This window comes from Vibrio pectenicida, from assembly GCA_024347015.1.
Taxonomy (GTDB): domain Bacteria; phylum Pseudomonadota; class Gammaproteobacteria; order Enterobacterales; family Vibrionaceae; genus Vibrio; species Vibrio pectenicida.
This window is the reverse complement of sequence record AP024890.1, coordinates 591,268-613,079: the sequence shown is the minus strand read 5'-3', so window position 1 is coordinate 613,079 and position 21,812 is coordinate 591,268. Positions and strand designations below refer to the sequence as shown.

Below are 21,812 nucleotides of genomic sequence, written 5' to 3'. Positions count from 1 at the left end.
ACTCTAAGTTTTAGCACAATTTTGCCAAAAAGCCCGAAAATATACATCTATCATTTACATTTGAAAATAAAAAAATTAGATAATAAGTTATACAAAAAAATCTTAGATACAAAAGGGTTACTATTATATTAGGTAAGGTTAATATTTATCACAGTTAGCTAGATTAATTTCGACTTTCTAAATAACGTAGATTACCAGTACGATGCCTTTTCTTAAATGCAGAGCAAGAGAAAATACATACTGTATAAGTAGCTATTGGATCACACTTCTAGAACATGAAGACTGCACAATTATATGCATAAAGCTTACATATATTGCCACTGACTATTACGTCATATTTAAGTCAAATTCACACACTACTAGAATACATATCTCTCAATTTTTGTTATATTTTTTATTTTCTGGAAAATAAAAAATATAACAGTGCTTAAAACATGTAATTTTTATGAAATGATTAGGTAGATAGTATGAATAACGACTCCCTACAATATGCCGGTTTCTGGCCTCGCCTAGGTGCCACATTAATTGATACCGTACTGCTCTTTTTGCTTACTATACCCGTCATGGCCTGGATATACGGAGAGCTTTACTGGAACTCAGACGAGTTTTTGCTAGGAGGGTGGGACTTGGTACTCAACTGGATCTCCCCATTATTTGCTACTGTTATCTTTTGGGTATATAGGTCAGCAACACCTGGAAAAATGGTCTTTAATCTCGAAGTGCTCAATGCAAAAACGGGTCAACCACTAACGATTTCAACTGCTATAACCCGCTACTTTTCATACTACTTAAGTGCTATCCCACTATGTTTGGGGTTTATTTGGATCATATTGAATAATAAGAAGCAAGGCTGGCATGACTTAATCGCAGGCACGATTGTAGTGAAAAAAGTACAGCAGAAAGAAGTATTTCAGGCTAGTTTCGAACAAAAAGAGCAATGAATTCTATTACAGTGAATAGTTTATTGGATATTCGCTTAAATAAATTAAAGATTTGCGTATAAACTCGCACTCCGTTTTGAAATGCATAACTAAGCCGTCAGTAATATTTGCTTTAAATTGACCGATAACTACTAGAACTAAGGATTGGAATTCACTACAATGGGCCTAGTGTTACTACACTACTGCCTTATTTTTCTTCTATTTCAATAGTTTTGAGCGTTTACTTTGGCTTTTGGAATAGGCTTTTCCTAACTCAAATGTTCTGTGTATTCATTTATGGACCAAGACAAATTTACTCACATCTACCGCTTGCCTACTGCAACACAAATACGTATTGCTAAATGGCAACAGACATTTAATGGCACGTCAGATTTAGTGATCCATAAAGCGATAGAAGAACGCAATAAGCAATACCGCCAACCTAGCTTTTTGCTTACAGGCTGGAGCGTGAACTTATTCGATAAAAATGACATTTCCATTACTAATCACGGTAAATACATTCAAACTGCTATGCGAACCATGGTCGATAGAAAAGTGTCTTATAAACGTATTTATCTAACACGAGTACCTCTCGAACAAGCAGAACCTGCATTGACTAATTTCAAACTAGAATGGATCTCAAAGCACAATCATATTGCACGTAAGTACAATCAAATTATGAAGAAAGAGTTACTACGCTATGCCCGTGAAGAAGAAGAAACACTCTATCCTTCAATCCCCAAAGGAGAGTTTGACAAAACTTTGTGGAACCGATTAGTTTTATCTGAGCTAGGGCCCATACGAAAGTTCGATAACCCTTACTTTGTAAAAAAGTCCAAGGTTTAAAACCAAAGGCAGCCTAATGCCGCCTTTGAGTTATTCATATTTATCCATAATCTCTTGATATAAAGAAGCTCCTGACTCACCTTTAGTGCTTTTAAGAAGATCGATACCTTGCTGTAATTTGTCTTTAGCTGCAGGATTAACACTCGTATTTAAAGCAAAATAAACATCGCCCTCTCTAACCGTATATACTGCCTCGAATAAATCAGGGTCTACCTGTGCTTCTTTAGACCACCATATGGCAGCTCGATGTGCATAAACTAACAAATCAATGCGCTTTTTCATTAACTGCTCAGAAAGGGTTGTAACGTAATTAGCCTCCTGCATTGCATTTCGAGGAATACCCATGTCCAACAATGACTGCTCCCCAATATCATCACGGATCACTCCAATACGGTATTTGGCCATGTCCATAGCTTTATTGATTTTGATGTTGGCATCCTTACGAGCCATAACAACGATCTTTATGTCAGTAATAGGCCCAACCCATTGAAACAACTTCTCACGATGTTCAGAACGAGTGGTTGAAAATAAAACGGCATTGTCCTCAGTCAGCGCTGTTCTATATGAACGCGCCCATGGTTGGAGTGTAATTTGTGATAACTCAACCTCCTCTCCCACCAACTTGCTTGCTGCTTTCAAAATATCTACAGCGTAGCCAGATATTTCACCATCTTTCAGGAAATTACCTGGGGGATAAGACTCGGTAAAATACGCAAGTTCGCGCAAATCTGCTGAACCTTCAGCCTTAATTGCAGCACTATAAGATACCATTGATAAAATCAATAAGGACAGAAGATATTTAATTCGCTCCATTATCCTCTTTCCCCCAAAGTAATGACTATTGTATAAACTTAGTCCACCAAGCAGGAGTTCTAAAGAAAAACTACTAATAAAATGGAACGTTTTAACAACTATTTAATTTCAACGCTAATCCCTTCAGCTTGCTTTAGCTGCTTAAGATCAGGTATTTTTGTTATCAAATAGACACCTATTCCTTCACACATGAAGCTGATAATTCACTAACTATCAGATGACTCTCCGAATATCAGCAGGTTTGATGAACTGTCATTGGAAGCACACGATAGAATACTGAAGCCACCTTTTTGAAAAGCCTTGCTCTATTTTGAAGAGAATAAATATTATGCGCCGAGTTGATTTACTCTAAACACAGATCATACTTACTAGTGATAAAAAAATCATTAAAGAGTAACTGTCTATGTGGCCCTTCAGAAAACTTGTAGAAAACGATAACCAAAACGACGAGTTCAATGGTTACAAACAAACCATCAATTCGATGAATCAGTCTTTAGTAACGATACAATTCACACCCAATGGTGACATAAAGTCAGCAAGTCCCCTGTTTCTTGAAGCCATGGGCTACAAGCCCAATGAAGTGCAAGGAAAACACCACAGAATGTTTTGTGATCCAAGATATGTAGAAACCCAAGACTACCGAAGTTTTTGGCAAGACCTAGCGAAAGGCCAAGTAAAATCTGGAACCTTTGAGCGGTATAATAAATCAGGAGAGCTCATTATTATCGAAGCAACCTACTTTCCTGTATTAGGAGATAGTGGTCGAGTCGAAAGTGTGATTAAAATTGCTAATGACGTCACTGAAAAAATGATAACAGCCCGCTCACAGCAAGACCTAATTTCAGCACTACACCAAAATTTCGCAGTAATCGAATTCCAACCTGACGGAACGATTATTGAAGCAAACAACAATTTCCTTACCGCTCTGGGGTATAGCCTTGATCAAATCCAAGGCAAGCATCATAAAATGTTTTGTTTTGATGAATTTTACGATCAAAACCCTAATTTTTGGAAAGATCTATCTAACGGTAGAGCTTTTTCCGGTAGATTTTTGCGCAAGAATAATTATGACGAAGAAATATGGATTCAAGCCTCATACAGCCCTGTATGTAATGGACAAGGAAAAGTATATAAGGTGGTTAAGTTCGCTTCTAACATCACTGAAGATGTAAACCGAGAATTAGCAGTTTCTGATGCTGCCAATATTGCCTACAGTACAGCAGTAGAAACTTCTCAAGTGACCCAAGAAGGTAAAAAAATTCTAGAAGATACTGTAAATATTTCACAGACTATGATGAAAAACTTAAACCAATCGATCGATCAGGTCCAAGAACTCGCATCGCTTTCAAACGATGTCTCGGAAATTGTAAAAACGATTGGTGGCATTGCTGACCAAACCAACTTACTGGCCCTAAATGCAGCAATTGAAGCAGCAAGAGCTGGAGAGCAAGGTCGAGGGTTTGCTGTCGTAGCAGATGAAGTCCGACAGTTGGCCTCTAGAACCTCAGAATCTACAGAAGAAATTACTCAGGTTGTCAACAAAAACATGACATTGACACAGGAAGTTACAAAAGCAATGAATGATGTAAACAATGTAGCAGAACAAACCAGCTCTCGTATCGAAGAAGTATCTCGCACTATGGACGAGATATATAGCGGTGCTGAAAGTGTGGCATCAGCAGTCAACAGCTTCCAAGCAAATAATACTTAAGTATGAGCTAGACCATAGGTTGGACTTAGGCTACACATAACATCGAAAATGCGTGTTTAATATTTCAACGCAAGTCATGTCATCTCTGAAGAGTCAGGTTTAGTACCATTGCAATCAAATACTAAGCGCTAAAATATTCGATGTTCAACAATAAGAGTGCCGATGTTACACTTCGATATTATCTACACACAAGCGAAAGATGGACTATGAACCCAATACTTGAAATGTTAAACAAACACAATATTAACAATCAGCAGATAAATGATCTGTTTGAAACACTAACGCAAAACCCTCTTGCAGCCATGGCGAATATAGGTCAGCTTGGCTTGCCACAAGACCAATTGCAACTGTTGATGGGACAGATAATGCAAAATCCTCAGCTAATTAAAGAGGCTGTTGAAGAACTCGGCCTCGACTTCTCAAAAGTAGAACAGGCAAAAAATAAGCTCCAACAATAAATAAGGGCTCCATGACGGAGCCTTATCGTTTTATTCAACCACAACTAATTCAAACTTAATGTCACACCTGCATAACTGCTGTAGGCTCTCAGCATAACATGGTAAGTAATACCAGGCGTTGCTGTCACACTACACTGCTCATTATTTCCGTAGTTATATGGACGACAATCAAAGCTACTGGCTGTAGGTTTACTACCTGCTTTTACGTATAGATCTGCGTCACCACTTCCACCAGACATAGAGACAACCGCATTTGATGCCGAATCAACAGTAAATGTGTAGAAGACTTCTGACGAACGAGCACCAGAAAGGTTAGTTACGGGTGAACCCTTCACTAAAATGTTATCAGTTGGAGGAGGTGTCGTGCCACAAGAAGCATTTACACCGACTGTATTAAATGCGTCTTCAACATCTGTAACACTGTAACCCATATCTGCAGCTGCTTTAGCAACCCCACATCCACCTTCATCGAAAGTACTATTTGCTGTCCAATACGTCTGATTTGCCAAAGTAAATATTTCAAAACCTTTACGCACATCCCAACCTGCTTTGTTTGCTAATAGGTAGAAGGCACGATTAAATACACCACTAGAGTAATGCACATTCAAACCGCTATAGTACTGCGAAGCATTATCTATTGAGCGACCATCTCTAGAGGGCTGCTCAAAGTAACGTAAACCCCCATCTGATTTGAAAATATCAGCCCCTACTATCCAATCAACAGAGCCCTTCATATAGTATTCAGCGGCTTCACCTGCAATATCAGAGAATGCTTCATTCATACCACCAGACATATTGGCGTATACCAAGCCAGAGTTTTGCTCGGTAAAACCATGGCTTACTTCGTGTGCACTAACATTAATGTCTACTAACGGATAAAATCTACTTTTTCCATCACCAAATGTCATAGATGAGCCATTCCAAAAAGCATTTTCATAACTACTGCCATAGTGTACGCGCATTGTGAGCTGGAAGGTTAATGGCGCGGTATTCATCCAGTCTTTGTACATATCAAACACAATTTTACCAAAGTAATGGGCGTCGTTAAGCGGTGAGTATGCCCCATTGACAAACTTGTGATCATTAAAATTGGAATCATCATTACACGAATAGCTGTAGGCACTGCTGCCTGAAGTACTACCATTTAGATCAACCGTTTTAACAGCAGCATTATTCATTACACAAGTATTACCAGACTTACTAATGACAAACCCTGGGTAGTCTGTTCCGAAACTATACTGCCCTGTTTTCTCATTCCCACCAGGTCCTGTACCCTGTGCTTCAGCATGATTAAGCCCGCTCCAATGCTTAAGGACTTCTCCTGTATTGGCATCAATAAAATAGAATGGGCGCTGTGGTACCTGAGCTGCGATGAAAAAATCAACCATATAAACAACTTTGGCAGTATTTGAATCGTCCAGCCAAACCATAAGCTTAGATTGAGTATTTTCTATTGGAGCACCTGATTCGACTAAAGTTCTTCTCTTAAAAGCATTCTTAGCCGCTGAAATAGCTTGTTTTTCGTCTAAAGCTGGAGAAGAAGTGGCGACATCACCACTAATTCCTTGCATCATAATGCCATACACTTCACTTTGACTAGCTTTTGTTTCAGTAGCAACTACCGAGGTATTAAATACTGGAAGCCCCATATAAGTCTGTTGATAGCGAACTTTTACCTTGCCATTTGGTAAAACTACTCGTTTAACTTCAGCAAAACCTGTTTCCATCGGTACAACACTAGTAGATTGAGCTTTTAGCGTTTTGTGCAATAGTGCATCGCTTTCGACTTTAACCATCTGTGCGGCCGTTGCTGGGAGGCTGACTCCTAACCCAGCGGCAATTAGCCAAAGTGTTTGATGTTGTTTCATTTTACTTTCCTGTTATTGGTATAGAATCCCTCTCCCCAACGACTGAATAGGAAGTGTCTTTGCGACAACTCGCTCCAATAACATGGTTGAAAACAGCTTAACCAAGCAAACTTAATATGAAATTACAATTGACTACATGGAAAAAAAATAAGACATCAAATACTCATTAAATTGCCATTTATTTAACTTTATGACATTAAGACTCCTTAAAAACAACGATATAACAACTAATGATAGTTTTGAGTCATAAAAATTGAACAGTCAGATATCATTAGTGACACTTGGTATGCTGCAATCGTTTTCATCATTATTTCATTATTTTACAGAACATCAGATACAATAAAGGCCTTTCTAAAATAAAGGCCCTTTATTAATAAAATAAACTTTAGTTAATTCTATCTAATAAGTTTATAGCAACATGCTAAATCATAATCTTCACCAGATTTTGCTGTATATTCTTTAGCTTCAGAATATGCTCGAGGCTTTCCTATATCATCCCCTTTAACCAAGCTTATCCAATGACGCATTGCTGACATATCCTGACTTTCTTGTGAAAACAACGTACATGTCTCTAATTGTATATCGTCGATCTCAACTAATTCAACACACCCCGTCCCCTTATGGCAACCAAAAGTCAGTTCAACATGGCTTCCTGTACCATCACGGAAGAGAATCGACTCAGGATCTTCCTTATCACCAGAATAGGCAACAAAGTGTTTTGGATGTTCTAAACCGCTATGGCGACCATCTTTGAAATAAGCCATAACATGTCGGTAATCTACAACATACGCAGTCACATCGTTATGGGAACCATTTTCAAGTGGGAAAAGGCGATCAAGTAATTGTTTTGCTTTGTCTTGCTTTTCTGACGCCTTATTTGCGCTTACCTTTTCTACCTCAAAGACTGCTTCAGCGATATAGGTCTCGTGCTCTTGATTATTTCTCGTTTTGTCGAAAGTAAGCATATTCATAAAGTATTCCCTCACGGATTTTCCATAGATTTACTGCTCTTGAGCAAGTATCTAACATTTGTGTTTCGCTATATGTCGATTAATTACTTTGCTTACTTTGTATACTAGTGAATTTATTACTACAATTTCACAACAAAAATTTTACAATGTGAATTTTACAAAAATGCTATCAAAAAGCCTTATTCGACAGTCTCATTTTTTGGGAACTAAGATACGAAATCTCAGAAAGAAAAACCACTTAACCATGGAGGACCTTTCTACTCGCTGTATTCGAGTTAACCCTGAATCTGCACCGTCAATTTCATACCTATCCATGATTGAACGAGGAAAGCGCGTACCCAGTAGTGATATGCTAGAAGTTATCGCCAACGTATTCCAAAAAGATCCTTCATGGTTTCTGGATGATGAGCCTGAGAAAGTTGATATTACACCGATGAAAGGAAATAGAGGTGGGATTCATGGAATGGCACTTGAACCAAGTTTTCTCTTTTCAAATGAGATATTGCAGATTGCCATACCAGAAATGTTATCTCAAACAGGCATCTCAGGACGTCAATTTGCTCACCTGCTCATTAGAGCTCATCAGGAAAGTAACCAGAACCATTTTCCTGATCTAGAACGTGCAGCAGAAGAAGTTGGTCGAAAGCAACTCAACTTGTCTTGGCAAGATCTCATGAATATTGCTCGTAATATGGGCCTATGTATCCACTGGATATCCAGTCCGCCAAAAGATATTGTTGATGAGTTAGGAGTTAGTACTAAGCAAGTAATGACTTCTTTTTTTGAGCCTTCAGCTACGATTTACTTAAACGAAGTGCTCAAGAAACACCCTACACGCTTAAAGTATGATCTCGCCGTCTATATAGGTCACTGCGTTTTACATAATAAGGCAGGTCTAAAAAGTGTCCTCACTGTAGGTCAAGCTAGTAGCTGGACGAACGAAGACCAATCAAATTCAACCTCAGAACTTAAGTCGAAAGATATCTTGAAAGCATGGCGTGATTTTGAATCAAGCTTTTTCGCTGGAGCTCTTCTTTGCCCTAAGGTTCCTTTTCGCCAATTACTTGATAGAAGCGGATACGAAATTGATACCCACCTAAAAGCCGGCGTCTCTCCCTCAGTTGCGATGCGGCGCATGACCGTGGTGTCTCCATACCCACATTGGCACTATTTTGATGCATATGGTCAAAATAAGCTTAAAGCAGTATATAGAGGAAACGGAATTCCTCTACCTTGGGGGAATATGTGTCAAGTTAATGATCCTTGCCAGCATTGGGCTGTTTTCCGCCGACTTTCACAACCTAAAAGCAACAGCTCTGCGCAAATTTCTATCTTAAATGTCAACGAAGAACCTAGAATCTACTGCTGTGAATCAGTCAACATAACAGACCCAGCAGGTAACAATCGAGTTCTGTGTGCAGGCATTGATTTAAACCCAGCAATTGATGCACAAGGTGGTGATTCTAAAGCGATAGCTGAATCGCTGAAGTCCCTATGTGTTGAAAATGGGGGGACGGCATCTATCCCTAATAATATTCGAAAGGAATTCAAGACTATCGCCAAGATCCTCAATATTAATTGGGTTGAGCGTGGCATACAAGCTGATGCGCGCGTAATTTGTTCCCGTGGAGCAGTTTGTCCAAGGAAACCAAGTTGCTACAGCCTAAACACCCAATGTAGTCAAGAAGAGTCAAAATAAAAAAGCCAACCACAAGAAGTGTGGTTGGCTACATAATGTGTGAACAATCTATATTCACTAACAACGTCAGTTGGCTAGGTGACCCTCGGCTTAATAAGGGTCACTATAGATAAAGCACAACTCATGCCAATATTTATATTGGCATAAGCATCTGATATTTAAGGTATTTTTAAAATAAAAATAAATAGTGGCATACCACATACGTATGGATCGTAAGTTTCATTGCGAAATGCAAAGATCGTTTTCGCGTTTTGCAAAAAACAAGTAGACGTATTTAATGAAGCGCATTAAGCCTGAAGAGGCCATCACTACTCATAGATTACTTATGACGAAATACCCAAATTGGACCAACTAAGATAAACCAAAAATTATCCCAAAAAGAAGGCTTTCTTCCTTCAATCTTATAACCAATGAATTGCATTAACCACAATAGGAGAAGTAAGCTTGATGAAATAAATAATACTGGTAATTGCAGAATGTCTAAAGACCAAATTAAAGATATACAAGCCAAAGTAAATCCTAACATCATCAAAAACACACTTAAGGAAAGTCTGAAATAAAAAATCATAACGGGGATTATGGCTAAGTAAACCCAATTGAGGGTAAAACCAAAAATCGAAACAGAAGGTATTGTCCACAATAAACCGACAACGGATAGAAAAATACCAGGGACAGACACCTTATGAAGCTTTTGGTTGACGGGATCTTGGTGACTTGCTCCATAATCATTTAACCATTGAGTCAGGTCTCGCATTTTTCTCCTTTAATTCTCGTTGATTGGATTTTTAATAAAGTGGTTTAGGTGGAGTATAGTAAGACCCAATTAATCTTGACGTCGCTTCTTCTCATCATACATACGATCATCAGCCACTTTGAGCATCTCATCCACTTCTGCAAATTCATCACCATATACAGCCTGACCAACACTGACATAAATATCGATTTCATGATGTTCATAAATTACTGGAGTTTGGCAGATTGCTTTTTGTAATTCGATATTAATAATATCAACATTTTCTTTATCTTTAATTCGAGTTAAGAGTATCAAAAACTCATCACCCCCTACTCGAGCCACTAGATCAGACGATCTTAATACGCTTTTAATTCTTTTTGCTACTGCAATAAGTACTTTATCTCCAGCAGCATGCCCATAGGTATCGTTAATCCATTTGAATTTATCCAAATCTACATTGAGAATCGCAAATGACTCTTTTTTTCCGGAACCAGTAACCAGGCTAAAGTGTCGTTCTAGCGTATACATAAAATAGCGTCTATTTGGCAGTGACGTCAGTGCATCATGAAGGGAGCGTTGGTTAGCAGTGTGATATAGGTAAAAAATAGTGCCATAGGCCAACATTAGTAAAACAATAAGTGGATAACCCAACAATCTAACCGCATGAACTCTATACCATTTACTAAATTCAAGAAGATCACTTTTGGGTGCAGCGGCAATACTCCAAGTCCCATAAGGAAACTTAACAGATTCTATTGAAAAAGAACGATCAAATGTGCTTTGTGTACCATAAAATATATCTCCTCCTTGACCTGAACTATCAACACCACGCATCGCCAGATCGTACTTTTCACTGTAACTTTTGATTCCCACATCACTAAATAAACTTTCAAGTGAAATGACTAAGCTGCAAACTCCCCAATAATTTCGATGATATATTGGATCAGTAAAAATTGGTACCTGAGCTATAAGAACACGCCCACCTTGAACTGAATTAACTGGCCCAGCTATCAATATCTCGTGTATGTCTCGTGCTTTGTTAACAGCTCTCCATTGATCGGGAAGAGTGCGATAATCTAAATTAAGTAACTGTTCATTTCCCTCAAACGGGTATATATACTTCACTATATCATCAGGAGCTAACGTAATGAGCTCCACATGATGAGCTTTACGCATTACACTAGAGGCGAATAACCCCCAGCCTGAAAACTCTAAGCTTGGATTTGAAGCGATGAGTGCAGACAGGCTATTTGCAACGAAAATATCATTGAAAATAGCAATTTCTAATTCAGAACGAACAATGGAAAGTTCTTCCTTTGCTCGAACTAGTATACTATCGTGCAAGAACGCTTTCTGGCTACGATCAATAAACTCAACGAGCCCAATACCAGCAGTACATAAAAATAATGCTATGATCGAAACTACCCATTGGCTGCCAAACCATTCTTTTATCCCACCTTCACAAACTCTCATCGATAGATGATATTTGGGAAGCTGTAACTAAGTATCAGATGAGATATGTACGTCATTCTCCACCTTTGTTATCTGTCTATAAAGATCAATACCAATATCTTATCCCCTACTTAAAAACTATATGAACTTGAGTAAGTTTCCATTAATAATGATAAAAATATTACTATCAGGGAGAGATTAATGCTAAAGAGCAACTTAATAATCACAAAAATTCTAGTAATTTTAGTATCTTAAGCTTGAATTTATAAATACTTCGAATTAGTTTTTTTACCTTTAGCCACTTGAGTTAGCAGGTTTCCTATCAAGCCTAATGGAACAGGTGGTATTAGCGATAACCATCAGTACCAGACCATAAATTTGCAAACAGTCATACGCCTTTGGTAGAACAAAAACTGCCACAAGGCAGTAAAGAGCAAATTTGTGTAGATTAGTGGTGCTAATTCAGATCCAGAACTTACAAGGTAATATGCTTTTGAACGGAAAACCTGTCTTTCTTAATTCAACAGGACACCATTATTACAAACAGGTCGCGCCAGCACTCGAACAAATAATTATCGCAACTGAAAAGCTTATTGAGCAACAACAAAGTCAACGACTGACGCTCAATATAATAAACTCTTTGGTGGTGCGCTGGTGGATTCCTCGTGTTGACAAGTTTAACCGATATGCACCTGAAGTTGATATTCGTATATCAAATCTTACTGGTCACTTTACAATGGAGGCTGAAGGCATCGATGTTGCGATTATTCACGGTAAACGAATGACTGGTCGGACTATTACTGTGAACTTCTCGCAAAAAATGAACTAGTTATGACAGCCAGTCCAGAGTTTAATAAATAGTATAGAGGACTTGAACTGTTATTTTAATAGACCTTTTTATTATATTTAGATAGTGAAAAGTTTACATTTTATTATTAATATGACATGTTAAATTCCTTCTCTAAAGAAAAATTCTACGGTTTTTACAAATAAATCCATATAGTTATCCTCCTTTATTTTTATTTTCCAGACATCGAAAAATACACTATTATGAATAATGTTTCATATAGGTGATTGATATTCATTGATTTATTTTCTCGAACCTTGCTCCAGACTGAGTTTTTTCTTCTAGACTTTAATAGCCGAATTGTAAATTTCATAGGCAAGGGATTATATGACAAATTTTGCAGGACAACATCTTGAAGAAATGGCAGACATGCGTTCTGCTCGAAAGTGTAAAATAGTACTTCTCTGCTCTGTGATTGCTGTGATTATTATGATCTATTACGGGACTAATCATGTTATCAGCCAAGACTACCTATTCGGTACTCTCAATATATTTTGTGCCACTATTTTGGCATGTAACCTTTTCTATTTAAGATATAATCCATCTGTCAATGTTTCTGACATAGTACTGTCGAGTGTATTACTGTTCCAAGCATTATTGCTACTTTTTTATGGTGAACATATATCTGACAGATTGCTTTGGCTCTACCCCATAATCGCTGCTATTATTTTTGCATGCGAATTTCGTACTGGGTTATTTCTAAGTGTTAGCTTATTCATTTTCATTACTATAGTCTGTTTTTTTACCAATATGGTTACTGTCCCTGGTCAATTCGCAATAGACAGATTCCTAATTAGCCTACTCGCACTAATCGTACTCAGTAACTCCTCCGCCTACTTCTATTCAAAAGTCGTCAGTTATATACAATCTCTATACAAAGAGGGAATTGAGGACCTAGCATATCGTGACAAATTAACTGGATTAGCAAATCGCTGGAGCTTTGAAAGTTGGGCATTAGGCAAGCTTGAACAGGTTAAGAATAATGAGACCTTAACTGCGATGGTATTTTTGGACATTGATAACTTCAAAAGCATCAATGATACCTATGGACATGAAATTGGTGATCGTGTGCTTCAACACTTTGCTAATCGCCTTAAAAATAACATTCGCACAAAAGATCGTAAAACCCAAAAAAATGATTATTCTATTGCTCGATTTGCAGGAGATGAATTTGTTCTACTCCTCTACGGCGTGAATAGTGTTGATGATCTGAATAGCATTTTGGGGCGAATTTGTCACTTATTCGAAGATAGCTACCAGAGTACAGCAAGAATAAACAAACTTACTGTTAGTGCAGGAGTAGCGATTTACCCTGATGATGCTGACTCTATGCTGGAATTAACTCGGTGTGCAGACAAGGCAATGTACTCGGCCAAGCACAGTGGTAAAAATCAATACCGATACTACAACCCTGAACATGCCAAATTAGTCAATGTAAAAGATGAACTCGATTCAACTAAAGTAACCCCTCTTAAGAAAGCTAAAACTAACGACTCATAAACATCAACCACAGACTAACAGACATTATCACCAGCATCCATGCGGCATACCTAGCCGAGTTTGGCTTGTCTTTTTTTGGTGCGACAACAGGTTTCATCGCTTTATCTTTCACGGCTCGTGCAGCTGATGCTAATGAACCACTTTGCTCTCTCAACTCACGTCTTTTTTGTGCTTCGTTGGCAACCTTGCCAAAACGGTGCAACTGATCTGTCGTTAACTCCTTATTAGGATCATAACGTGCGTGTGGGTCTTTGTGTTTTGGTACAATAGACATTTCTAACCTCCCCAAAAAACATACCTTTACAATGTAATTATAGTAAATATTTTTATCAATTGCAGAAGATCGATTCAATTTCAGCGAAATTACAGCATATTGGGTATCCTTATATCGACTAAATTACACCTTAAAGAAATCAAGCATAATTCTTGCCAATGAGATAGTAACGAGAAATTAATACTAAATAATATCGAACACCTTTCATTATTATCCATTACTGGTAATAAAAACCTAGTCAATGTGGTCTAGATAGGCTGTGGAAAATTACTTAGCATATTTTGCATAATAAGAAATTAGCAAACCTCTATCAAAATTTTCACTTCTATTGGTGGTTTAAAGGTATACTTATTTTTAACATTGATGAAATGAGCCGTTTAGTGTGGCATCAAATAAGAAAAATAAAGACTCCGAGCCGGAACAAAGCTCTAATTTTACAAAAGAAACTTTCCTTAAGTTATCTGCGGGTACACTTCTCGTAGCACTAATAGTCGCATTTTCTGCCATTTTATATTTTAGCTATAAGGATTACATACACCCAAAACACGTGTATGGCCGATGGATAGAGATAGGGTCCCCTGAGTACGATACTGAGATACTAACATTCAGCAAACGCGGTGTATTTCGTAACGAGCGACTAATTACTACCAATTTTGAGTTTGATGGGACCTTAATTACAGTAACAACAGGAAGCGGCAAGTCCATTTATCAAGTTTCAGGCACTTTTGAGTCCCCGCAACTAAAACGCTTAAATCCTAGTAACCCAACTCAGCGCTTTATAAAAGCAGGTTTTGAAGATACAGTGAACAATAGCGGTGGCGCTGCCCAAAAACGTCGCGCAGCGTTATCAGAGCATTTTAGCAGCAAAAAATAAGCCAATCCCTTTAAAAATGAATACCATACAAAGTGATATAATATATGGGTCATATTTTTTCCTTGTATGTAAATTAGCAAAAGCTTTTACTAAGAACATCACTAGTTTGATAGGCAACATATCTTTATACTGTTGCAAGTGTTTGTAACCATAAGAGTCAATGAATGATGGAGTCGTCATCTCCCTTAGCACAATCCCTAACTACATTTTTACAAAGTTGGAATACCAACTTTTTGTTTATTACTACGGCCAGCTTCCTTGCTTGGGTTACATGGCGAGTGATATACAATCGGCTAGAGTTTCTGTCAAAAAAAACCAAATTTGATTGGGATGACCTTACGCTACACGCATTAAAAACACCTATTAGCGTGTTAATTTGGTGTTTACCAGCAACAGTATCACTCGACTTTTTTATTCAAGAGCACTTTGGGATTAAACTCGGTTGGCTCAGTACATTAAAATTACCAATTTTTATCGCTATTTTTGCCTGGATAACAATACGCTTTATTAACAATGTAGAAAGCTTTGTTCTCAAGAAAAAAACACATGATGAAACAACAGTTCAAGCAATCGCTAAAGTCTCACGACTAATTTTCATCATTATCGGCACACTCACTATCATGCAAGCTTTTGGCCTTAGCCTATCCGGTTTACTGACATTTGGTGGTGTGGGTGGTTTGATCGTAGGTTTAGCCGCTAAAGATCTACTTTCTAACTTCTTTGGCGGTATGATGATTTACTTTGATCGTCCATTCAAGGTAGGTGATTGGATTCGTTCGCCCGATCGTCAAATAGAAGGAACGGTTGAGCGCATCGGATGGAGAATGACCATCATTCGAACCTTCGAAAAGCGGCCTCTATATGTTCCAAACTCTGTTTTCAGCAGCATTGTTGTGGAAAACCCTTCCCGAATGCTAAATAGAAGAATCAAGGAAACTATTGGCGTTCGTTATAATGACAGCCACAAAGTTGAGAACATAGTAAATGATATTAAATCGATGCTTCAAAACCACCCTGATATTGATACCAAACAGACACTCATAGTAAATTTTAATGCATTTGGTCCATCATCACTGCAAATGCTAGTGTACACCTTTACCAAAACGGTCAACTGGGTACGCTACCATCAAGTGAAAGAAGACGTTCTACTTAAAATTATGGGCATTATTCACCAGCATAACGCTGATATTGCTTTCCCAACTCAGACACTTAAGTTAGAAACACAGGTTATAGGGGAAAATGACCAAGGGCAGTTATAATCGTTATTTAGTGCGCTGTTTTGAGAGAAAAAGCAACCAAGGCAGCGCTTTACCTAAAAATTAAGACTTAATAGAATTTAACGACTTAAGTTTTTATCATCTGAAAGCTATTACTGCGCAATCCACTCAACTTCCAGCAAAATCTTACTTTGACAACTTAATCGTCCCAAGAAGATATCTCCTTGGTGGACTTCACCAACGCCTTTCGGTGTCCCCGTCATCACTATATCGCCATCAACTAAACTTGTATAAGTTGTCAATTCCTGCAAAATGGATTGAGGTGGATAAATCATTTCAGCTACTGTACCTTTTTGCACGCGCACACAATTGATAAATAGTTCAATTTCTAAATTTTCAACCAGAATACCTTCAATAGAAATAAAACGACTAAATACAGCAGAGCCATCAAATGCCTTCGCACGCTCCCATGGTAATCCTTTACTTTTAAGCTCAGACTGTAATTGACGTTTGGTTAAATCCAGCCCTAAACCTACAGCACAAAATTGCCCATCTTTAACCATAAAGCAAATCTCACCTTCGTAGTGAATAGCTTCTCCATGGTAGGAACATAACTGGCTATGAATAGATGAAGGCGGTTTATTAAACACCACCATTTCATCAGGGATTGCATTATTTAACTCTTTTATATGATCATGATAATTTCGCCCCACACAAAGAACCTTTGTCGGTTGGACGAATTTACTGCCGTGTTTAACCGAGCCCATATCTGCTCCTTACCATTATTCACTATGCTAGATGGTAATAGAAATCGGCGTATGAGCGACATAAAGCAAAACAAAAAATTGAACTTATGCACAAAGTTTTTCTTACAATAGAAAAGCGCCTATTCAAATTTGAATAGGCGCTAACACAATTGCGTGTCAAGGCAGTTGGATTAAGAGCTTATAGGTAGTAACGCATACCAACGATCCATTTATCGTCGTCTTTTGTTGCGTCGTCGTCGTCACCTAGGTCTATCTGATAAGCTGCAAAAGTAACAAAGCTTGGTGCCACGGTATACTCAAACTGAATTGCAGACTGGCTAAATAAAGTCTTGCTAGTTTTGTCATTCTCAGCAGCTTCGTAGTTAACGCTTACATTAAGGCCATTATCCATACCGTAAGCAAGCAAACCTTCAAGCTGAACAGTTTCTTCAAGATACGACCCACCAAAGCTATAGAAGTATTCATTCATACCATAAACAACAGCCGTATATACGCCAGAGCCGTATGAACCGTAGTCAAGCGAAAAGATGTGAGAAGTTGCATCTTCTTTTTTCGCTCCAACTAGAAGTTCACCACCGGAATAAGCATAGCCTAAACCAAAGCCCATCATATCAAGACTGATCGCTGCCTGCATTCTCGCATCAACATTTGACTCAGTTTCATCGCCCTGCCAGCCAAGAGCTACATTGAACATGCCATCTTCAGCAACTGCAAATGATTTTCTGTAGCTCACCATTCGCTCAGCACGAGCACCGCCCATTAGATAGTCGTACAAGAAATCGTTAGCAAATGCGATAGGCATATCAGCAACGCCACCCACATCGTAATATGGAGACCACTGGGTTCCGACAACCATGCGGCCCATCTCTTCGTGTGTTACACCGATATAGCCTAAACGAGTAGAGAAAGAGTTCTGTCCGCCATCTAGTACATTGACCGACCACTCACCTTTCATATCAACAACAACACCGTTGCCGACATCTTGAGACCCTGCAATATTGATACGAGGTGAAACCTCTTCAACATCTACATCATCATTTGAATCGTACTCACCGACACCCACAGAGACGTGGCCGCCGATAGAGAGTGTTGTGCCTTCACTGTTGTAAACTTCTGCTGCAAAAGCGTTCGTACCACATGCTGTTGCCGCAACCAAAGCGGCTAATAATTTAATTTTCATAATTTAACGTCCATATAGGTTATAACCTTTGTTCATATAACACTCAGAAAACCAAGCTTTTTCATAAACATTTATAAAATAGTACGAAAAAATCAAATGTGAAGTGCAATTTGTTTCTTATTAAAGAGATAAATTAGCAATTACTGAAGTAACAAAAATATGATTAATTTTTAAGCTGTTGAAAATAATAAATTTTAATTGCTATTGATAAGTTAGCAATGAATCAAGATCCAGTTCACATTTTTTGAAATTAATACGGAACTTTTTAAAAAAACCAAAAAACCCCTCTATCACTAGAGGGGTTTTTTATCACCTTTTAGTCATTTAAACTGTAATAACAATAGTCAAAATAACAGCTTAATATCGGTGATTTACTTCTGCCATAAATGTTCTATTTATGCATTACTACTAAGCTCAGTTACCCAGTAACAAATTTTCTATAGACTGACAACTTCAACTTGGTCTATAGATCGTTGATTAGGCAAAGTGACGATAAACGCAAGACCAGGATCTTGTGGCCAAACAGAAATAGTTCCTTCATGCAGTGCGATAACTCGCTCGACAATCGCCATTCCTAAGCCAACACCTTGCACTTGATTTTGGGTTTCTCTCGCCCGGAAAAAGCGCTCAAAAATACGTTCTATATCTTCTTCACTCATTCCTCGACCACTATCAGATATCACTATTTTTACATGACCATTATTTGGCACCACTTCAGCCAATATATTAGATCCCTCTCCCGAATAGCGGATGGCATTGTCAATCAGATTACGAAAAAGACAGTTTAAAAAAATGTCATTCCCTTGTATCAAATAGTGGTCTTGTGTGGCATCAAGCATGATTTCTTGACCTTGTTTAAGTGCCAATGGGACTAATTCAGCAATAACACAGCGTAGCAAGGAAACAACATCAACTGGCCTAGTCAAATCAACCGTCAAGCCACTTTCTATTTTTGCCAAAGTTAGCAATTGTTCTATCGTTCGCTCTGAGCGAATAATGCTTTGCTCTATTTGGGCTAGATCATGGTTTTTTTCGTCAATATTTTCCGTTTTAAGTGCATTTTGAGCGTTGAGTTTGATAACCGCTAGTGGCGTTCGAAGTTCATGAGCGGCATCTTGATTAAAGCGCTTTTCTCTTTGCCATGCAGCGTCTACTTGATCGAATAAAAAATTCAAACGTTTAACTAAGCCGTCAATTTCGGTAGGTACATTCGAAATATTGACATGTGAAAGGTTATCTATCGATTTTTCAGCAATTTCTTTCTCTAACCGACTGATTGGTGCAAATAAGTGATAAGTAAATAGTACCAATAAGATACATAACAGAGGAGTTGTAACTAGCAAGGGAACAATTGCGGGCATCGAGATTTTGTTTTCAATCTTACTTCTTAAATGCTTATCTTCACCTAACCAAAGCCAAAGCAATTCACCAGTTTTGGGCTGAGTCAAAACCATGGTGATCCCACGCCATATATTGTTCTGCTTTTGATCTTTTATGTCATTTAAACCAGGTTGGCGCATTAAAACTAAGTCAACGGGCGGTGCGTTAGAAGAGTTAGCAAGCACTGAACCCTGTGCATCAAGTAAGAGGTAAGAAAAATCATCCTTAAGTAGCTTTTCTGAAGACCATTGTTCTAGCTTATCTTCAGGTGATGTCTTGCTTGTTATTTGGGCTAACATTTCTTCGGGCTCCATATCTTGAGCCTCACCGAGCACAGAAGGATCCGTCATTACTAAAACTTTCAAAAAGCTTTCACTTAGATCTTCAAGGCGTGCATCGTTGACCTCATTAATTGCCTTTGAGGTGTCAAAATAAACCCAGGCAATGGAAACGGTTATCACCGCCAAACACAGCTCAACACTGACTGCTGCAACACGGCGTTTTATTGATTTTAATTTCATATTTTTACTGGATGATGTATCCAACACCTCGAATATTTTTTATCGTATCTTTGGGCATTTTTTTTCTCAGGTTATGAATGTGAACTTCTATTGAATTGAGTCCTGCGCTTTCATCCCAACCATGCATATTTTGCAGTATCTGAGTTTTACTCAACACTCGACCTGAATTCGTCACAAGATAAAGGAGTATTTTAAATTCATTCGGCGTTAGGTTAATACACTCACCCGCAACAGTAACCTTATGCGAATTAACCGAAACTGATACATCCCCGAGAATAACGGTATCATCAGCAATACCCGCCGAACGTCTGATTAACGCCCCCATTCTGGCAAGCAATTCTTCCAATTGGAACGGTTTGACTAAGTAATCGTCTGCTCCATGGTTTAACCCGTAGACGCGATCATCTAATTCATCCCGTGCACTCAAAATCAATACCGGCGTTTTATCACCTTTATCTCTCAGCTCTTTTAATACTTGTAACCCGCTAATGCCGGGTAAACCAATATCAAGAATGATGAGAAGAAAGTCATCAGCCTTAAGTGCATGTAAAGCACTCTCTCCTGAAGTTACCCAATCTGTAGTATAATGGTGCCTAGCAAGAGAAGCTGTAATCGCGTTACCAAGCATAGGATCGTCTTCAACAAGTAATATACGCATTTCATCTCCCTACTTATCTCGAATCAAAATCAACCATGAAAAGCCGATACAGCCTAATACATTAACCAAAAATACTTAAAAAAGGTTTAATCCCTAGGATTATTCACGAGTATCGACTGTGACAACGGCTGATAAACCATTATCTACCTCAATAGGATTATCAAATACAACCTTGACTGATACTCTTTGGACCACCTTAGTGAAGTTACCAGTTGCATTATCTGGAGGCAACAGTGCAAATGTCGCCCCTGTGGCGGGAGCAAGGCTGTCAATGGTTGCCGCAAATGTCTTGCCAGGGTACGCATCAATGGTAACATTGACGGGTTGTCCACTATGCATACGTGATTTCTGAGTTTCTTTAAAGTTTGCTAAAACCCAAGGGGGGCGATCAGAAACAATACTAACCACAGATTGTCCCTGCTGGATCATCATACCAACCTGTAGATTACGGTTGCTAATTACACCATCGATAGGAGCAAGAATACGTGTATAACCCAACTCCAATCTCGCTTGCGAAAGGTTGGTTTTGGCTTGAATAACCATGGCATTTACTTGTTCAATCTCACTTTTCAATACCAAAAGCCTATCCTGCTGAGTTTTAAGGCTCGCTTGTGCTTCATAATAAGCAGCTTCATCAACTTTGTATGCTGAAGCACTATTATCTCTCTCCCCTTTCGAAATATAATTCTGTTTTTCAAGTGCTTGAAAGCGCTTATATTGTTCTAAAGAATATTGGTATTTCGCTTTTGCTGAAATGATCTTACTTTGATATTCCTCAATGGTACTTTTCTGCATTTGAAACGCAGCATTGGCATTGGCTTGCTCTGCCCGACTTTGAGCTAAATTAGCCTCTGCTAGCTGTTCCTTTATGACCAACTCTCTATCGTCAAGTAATGCCAATACATCGCCTTTTTTAACTCGTTGGTTATCATGAATAAGTATTTTCACTACCTCAGCATCAATACGCGAGCTGACATGAGTAATATCAGTTTGCACATAGGCATTATCTGTCGATTGAAAAAAACGCCCATAATAATACCAATAAGCGCTACCAATCATAACTAACGTCATTAGCGGAATAACAATCTTGAGTATTTTTTTCATAACATGACCAACTAATTAA

General features: G+C 38.3%; 20 protein-coding genes and 1 pseudogene. 10 read left to right on the top strand and 11 right to left on the bottom strand.

The window, feature by feature from the left end:
* The first annotated feature begins 467 nt into the window (after positions 1–467).
* Both OCV27_RS17795 and OCV27_RS17790 read left to right on the top strand, forming a co-directional pair.
* Complete coding sequence (locus OCV27_RS17795) at positions 468–941, top strand: RDD family protein (RefSeq protein WP_125321195.1); 474 nt, start codon at positions 468–470, stop codon at positions 939–941.
* Positions 942–1,217: 276 nt separating this feature from the next.
* The gene (locus OCV27_RS17790; protein ID WP_125321193.1) at positions 1,218–1,766 is read left to right on the top strand and encodes an MSHA operon transcriptional regulator; all 549 of its coding nucleotides are present in this window, start codon (positions 1,218–1,220) and stop codon (positions 1,764–1,766) included.
* Between the two features lie 30 nt (positions 1,767–1,796).
* Here the strand turns inward: OCV27_RS17790 and OCV27_RS17785 are convergent, their stop codons facing one another.
* Entirely contained in the window at positions 1,797–2,579 is a 783-nt protein-coding gene (locus OCV27_RS17785) for a substrate-binding periplasmic protein (protein ID WP_125321191.1), read from the bottom strand.
* Positions 2,580–2,982: 403 nt separating this feature from the next.
* Here OCV27_RS17785 and OCV27_RS20910 point away from each other — a divergent pair.
* The 3 genes and pseudogenes from OCV27_RS20910 to OCV27_RS17775 all read left to right on the top strand — a co-directional run.
* Positions 2,983–3,699: pseudogene (locus tag OCV27_RS20910) on the top strand (PAS domain-containing protein); the annotation flags it as partial.
* Positions 3,700–3,870: 171 nt separating this feature from the next.
* A complete protein-coding gene (locus OCV27_RS20905; RefSeq protein WP_420919496.1) occupies positions 3,871–4,290 on the top strand; it encodes a methyl-accepting chemotaxis protein in 420 nt (139 codons plus the stop codon).
* Between the two features lie 206 nt (positions 4,291–4,496).
* Positions 4,497–4,748: a DUF2999 family protein gene (locus tag OCV27_RS17775; RefSeq protein WP_125321187.1), complete on the top strand. Its 252-nt coding sequence runs from the start codon at positions 4,497–4,499 to the stop codon at positions 4,746–4,748.
* Between the two features lie 44 nt (positions 4,749–4,792).
* Here OCV27_RS17775 and OCV27_RS17770 read toward each other — a convergent pair whose 3' ends face one another.
* Positions 4,793–6,616, bottom strand: coding sequence for a M4 family metallopeptidase (locus tag OCV27_RS17770; RefSeq protein ID WP_125321186.1), 1,824 nt, complete (start codon positions 6,614–6,616; stop codon positions 4,793–4,795).
* A gap of 395 nt (positions 6,617–7,011) precedes the next feature.
* Positions 7,012–7,587, bottom strand: a complete 576-nt coding sequence (locus OCV27_RS17765; RefSeq protein WP_125321184.1) for an aldolase/citrate lyase/malate synthase family protein — start codon at positions 7,585–7,587, stop codon at positions 7,012–7,014.
* A gap of 163 nt (positions 7,588–7,750) precedes the next feature.
* On the opposite strand from OCV27_RS17765, the gene OCV27_RS17760 reads away from it, so the two are divergent.
* Complete coding sequence (locus tag OCV27_RS17760) at positions 7,751–9,286, top strand: DUF3612 domain-containing protein (protein WP_125321182.1); 1,536 nt, start codon at positions 7,751–7,753, stop codon at positions 9,284–9,286.
* Positions 9,287–9,605: 319 nt separating this feature from the next.
* Here OCV27_RS17760 and OCV27_RS17755 read toward each other — a convergent pair whose 3' ends face one another.
* Positions 9,606–10,040, bottom strand: a complete 435-nt coding sequence (locus OCV27_RS17755) for an Mpo1 family 2-hydroxy fatty acid dioxygenase (protein WP_125321181.1) — start codon at positions 10,038–10,040, stop codon at positions 9,606–9,608.
* Between the two features lie 69 nt (positions 10,041–10,109).
* Complete coding sequence (locus OCV27_RS17750; RefSeq protein WP_125321180.1) at positions 10,110–11,492, bottom strand: diguanylate cyclase; 1,383 nt, start codon at positions 11,490–11,492, stop codon at positions 10,110–10,112.
* A gap of 472 nt (positions 11,493–11,964) precedes the next feature.
* Between OCV27_RS17750 and OCV27_RS17740 the strand changes: the two genes are divergently transcribed.
* A complete protein-coding gene (locus OCV27_RS17740; protein WP_245986730.1) occupies positions 11,965–12,300 on the top strand; it encodes a LysR family transcriptional regulator in 336 nt (111 codons plus the stop codon).
* Between the two features lie 345 nt (positions 12,301–12,645).
* Complete coding sequence (locus tag OCV27_RS17735) at positions 12,646–13,818, top strand: GGDEF domain-containing protein (protein ID WP_125321178.1); 1,173 nt, start codon at positions 12,646–12,648, stop codon at positions 13,816–13,818.
* On the opposite strand, the gene OCV27_RS17730 is transcribed toward OCV27_RS17735, so the two are convergent.
* Complete coding sequence (locus tag OCV27_RS17730; protein WP_171361177.1) at positions 13,805–14,107, bottom strand: hypothetical protein; 303 nt, start codon at positions 14,105–14,107, stop codon at positions 13,805–13,807. The two genes, OCV27_RS17735 and OCV27_RS17730, sit on opposite strands and share 14 nt — an antisense overlap.
* A 367-nt stretch (positions 14,108–14,474) precedes the next feature.
* On the opposite strand from OCV27_RS17730, the gene OCV27_RS17725 reads away from it, so the two are divergent.
* Complete coding sequence (locus OCV27_RS17725) at positions 14,475–14,966, top strand: DUF2850 domain-containing protein (RefSeq protein WP_125321176.1); 492 nt, start codon at positions 14,475–14,477, stop codon at positions 14,964–14,966.
* Positions 14,967–15,130: 164 nt separating this feature from the next.
* Positions 15,131–16,225, top strand: a complete 1,095-nt coding sequence (locus tag OCV27_RS17720) for a mechanosensitive ion channel family protein (protein ID WP_125321175.1) — start codon at positions 15,131–15,133, stop codon at positions 16,223–16,225.
* 110 nt (positions 16,226–16,335) lie between these two features.
* Here OCV27_RS17720 and OCV27_RS17715 read toward each other — a convergent pair whose 3' ends face one another.
* The 5 genes from OCV27_RS17715 to OCV27_RS17695 all read right to left on the bottom strand — a co-directional run bounded on the left by OCV27_RS17715 (position 16,336) and on the right by OCV27_RS17695 (position 21,793).
* A complete protein-coding gene (locus OCV27_RS17715) occupies positions 16,336–16,950 on the bottom strand; it encodes a fumarylacetoacetate hydrolase family protein (protein WP_125321174.1) in 615 nt (204 codons plus the stop codon).
* Positions 16,951–17,128: 178 nt separating this feature from the next.
* The gene (locus OCV27_RS17710; RefSeq protein WP_125321172.1) at positions 17,129–18,130 is read right to left on the bottom strand and encodes a porin; all 1,002 of its coding nucleotides are present in this window, start codon (positions 18,128–18,130) and stop codon (positions 17,129–17,131) included.
* A gap of 437 nt (positions 18,131–18,567) precedes the next feature.
* Entirely contained in the window at positions 18,568–20,031 is a 1,464-nt protein-coding gene (locus tag OCV27_RS17705) for an ATP-binding protein (RefSeq protein ID WP_337969483.1), read from the bottom strand.
* A gap of 4 nt (positions 20,032–20,035) precedes the next feature.
* A complete protein-coding gene (locus OCV27_RS17700; RefSeq protein ID WP_171361181.1) occupies positions 20,036–20,689 on the bottom strand; it encodes a response regulator transcription factor in 654 nt (217 codons plus the stop codon).
* 99 nt (positions 20,690–20,788) lie between these two features.
* Positions 20,789–21,793: an HlyD family secretion protein gene (locus tag OCV27_RS17695; protein ID WP_337969482.1), complete on the bottom strand. Its 1,005-nt coding sequence runs from the start codon at positions 21,791–21,793 to the stop codon at positions 20,789–20,791.
* Positions 21,794–21,812: the final 19 nt, after the last annotated feature.

Excerpts from the sequence above, each read along its gene's own strand:
- OCV27_RS17795 (WP_125321195.1), top strand. The coding sequence starts at position 468 with ATGAATAACGACTCCCTACAATATGCCGGTTTCTGGCCTCGCCTAGGT.
- OCV27_RS17790 (WP_125321193.1), top strand. The coding sequence starts at position 1,218 with ATGGACCAAGACAAATTTACTCACATCTACCGCTTGCCTACTGCAACA.
- OCV27_RS17785 (WP_125321191.1), bottom strand. The coding sequence starts at position 2,579 with ATGGAGCGAATTAAATATCTTCTGTCCTTATTGATTTTATCAATGGTA.
- OCV27_RS20905 (WP_420919496.1), top strand. The coding sequence starts at position 3,871 with ATGATGAAAAACTTAAACCAATCGATCGATCAGGTCCAAGAACTCGCA.
- OCV27_RS17775 (WP_125321187.1), top strand. The coding sequence starts at position 4,497 with ATGAACCCAATACTTGAAATGTTAAACAAACACAATATTAACAATCAG.
- OCV27_RS17770 (WP_125321186.1), bottom strand. The coding sequence starts at position 6,616 with ATGAAACAACATCAAACACTTTGGCTAATTGCCGCTGGGTTAGGAGTC.
- OCV27_RS17765 (WP_125321184.1), bottom strand. The coding sequence starts at position 7,587 with ATGAATATGCTTACTTTCGACAAAACGAGAAATAATCAAGAGCACGAG.
- OCV27_RS17760 (WP_125321182.1), top strand. The coding sequence starts at position 7,751 with ATGCTATCAAAAAGCCTTATTCGACAGTCTCATTTTTTGGGAACTAAG.
- OCV27_RS17755 (WP_125321181.1), bottom strand. The coding sequence starts at position 10,040 with ATGCGAGACCTGACTCAATGGTTAAATGATTATGGAGCAAGTCACCAA.
- OCV27_RS17750 (WP_125321180.1), bottom strand. The coding sequence starts at position 11,492 with ATGAGAGTTTGTGAAGGTGGGATAAAAGAATGGTTTGGCAGCCAATGG.
- OCV27_RS17735 (WP_125321178.1), top strand. The coding sequence starts at position 12,646 with ATGACAAATTTTGCAGGACAACATCTTGAAGAAATGGCAGACATGCGT.
- OCV27_RS17720 (WP_125321175.1), top strand. The coding sequence starts at position 15,131 with ATGATGGAGTCGTCATCTCCCTTAGCACAATCCCTAACTACATTTTTA.
- OCV27_RS17715 (WP_125321174.1), bottom strand. The coding sequence starts at position 16,950 with ATGGGCTCGGTTAAACACGGCAGTAAATTCGTCCAACCGACAAAGGTT.
- OCV27_RS17710 (WP_125321172.1), bottom strand. The coding sequence starts at position 18,130 with ATGAAAATTAAATTATTAGCCGCTTTGGTTGCGGCAACAGCATGTGGT.
- OCV27_RS17705 (WP_337969483.1), bottom strand. The coding sequence starts at position 20,031 with ATGAAATTAAAATCAATAAAACGCCGTGTTGCAGCAGTCAGTGTTGAG.
- OCV27_RS17700 (WP_171361181.1), bottom strand. The coding sequence starts at position 20,689 with ATGCGTATATTACTTGTTGAAGACGATCCTATGCTTGGTAACGCGATT.
- OCV27_RS17695 (WP_337969482.1), bottom strand. The coding sequence starts at position 21,793 with ATGAAAAAAATACTCAAGATTGTTATTCCGCTAATGACGTTAGTTATG.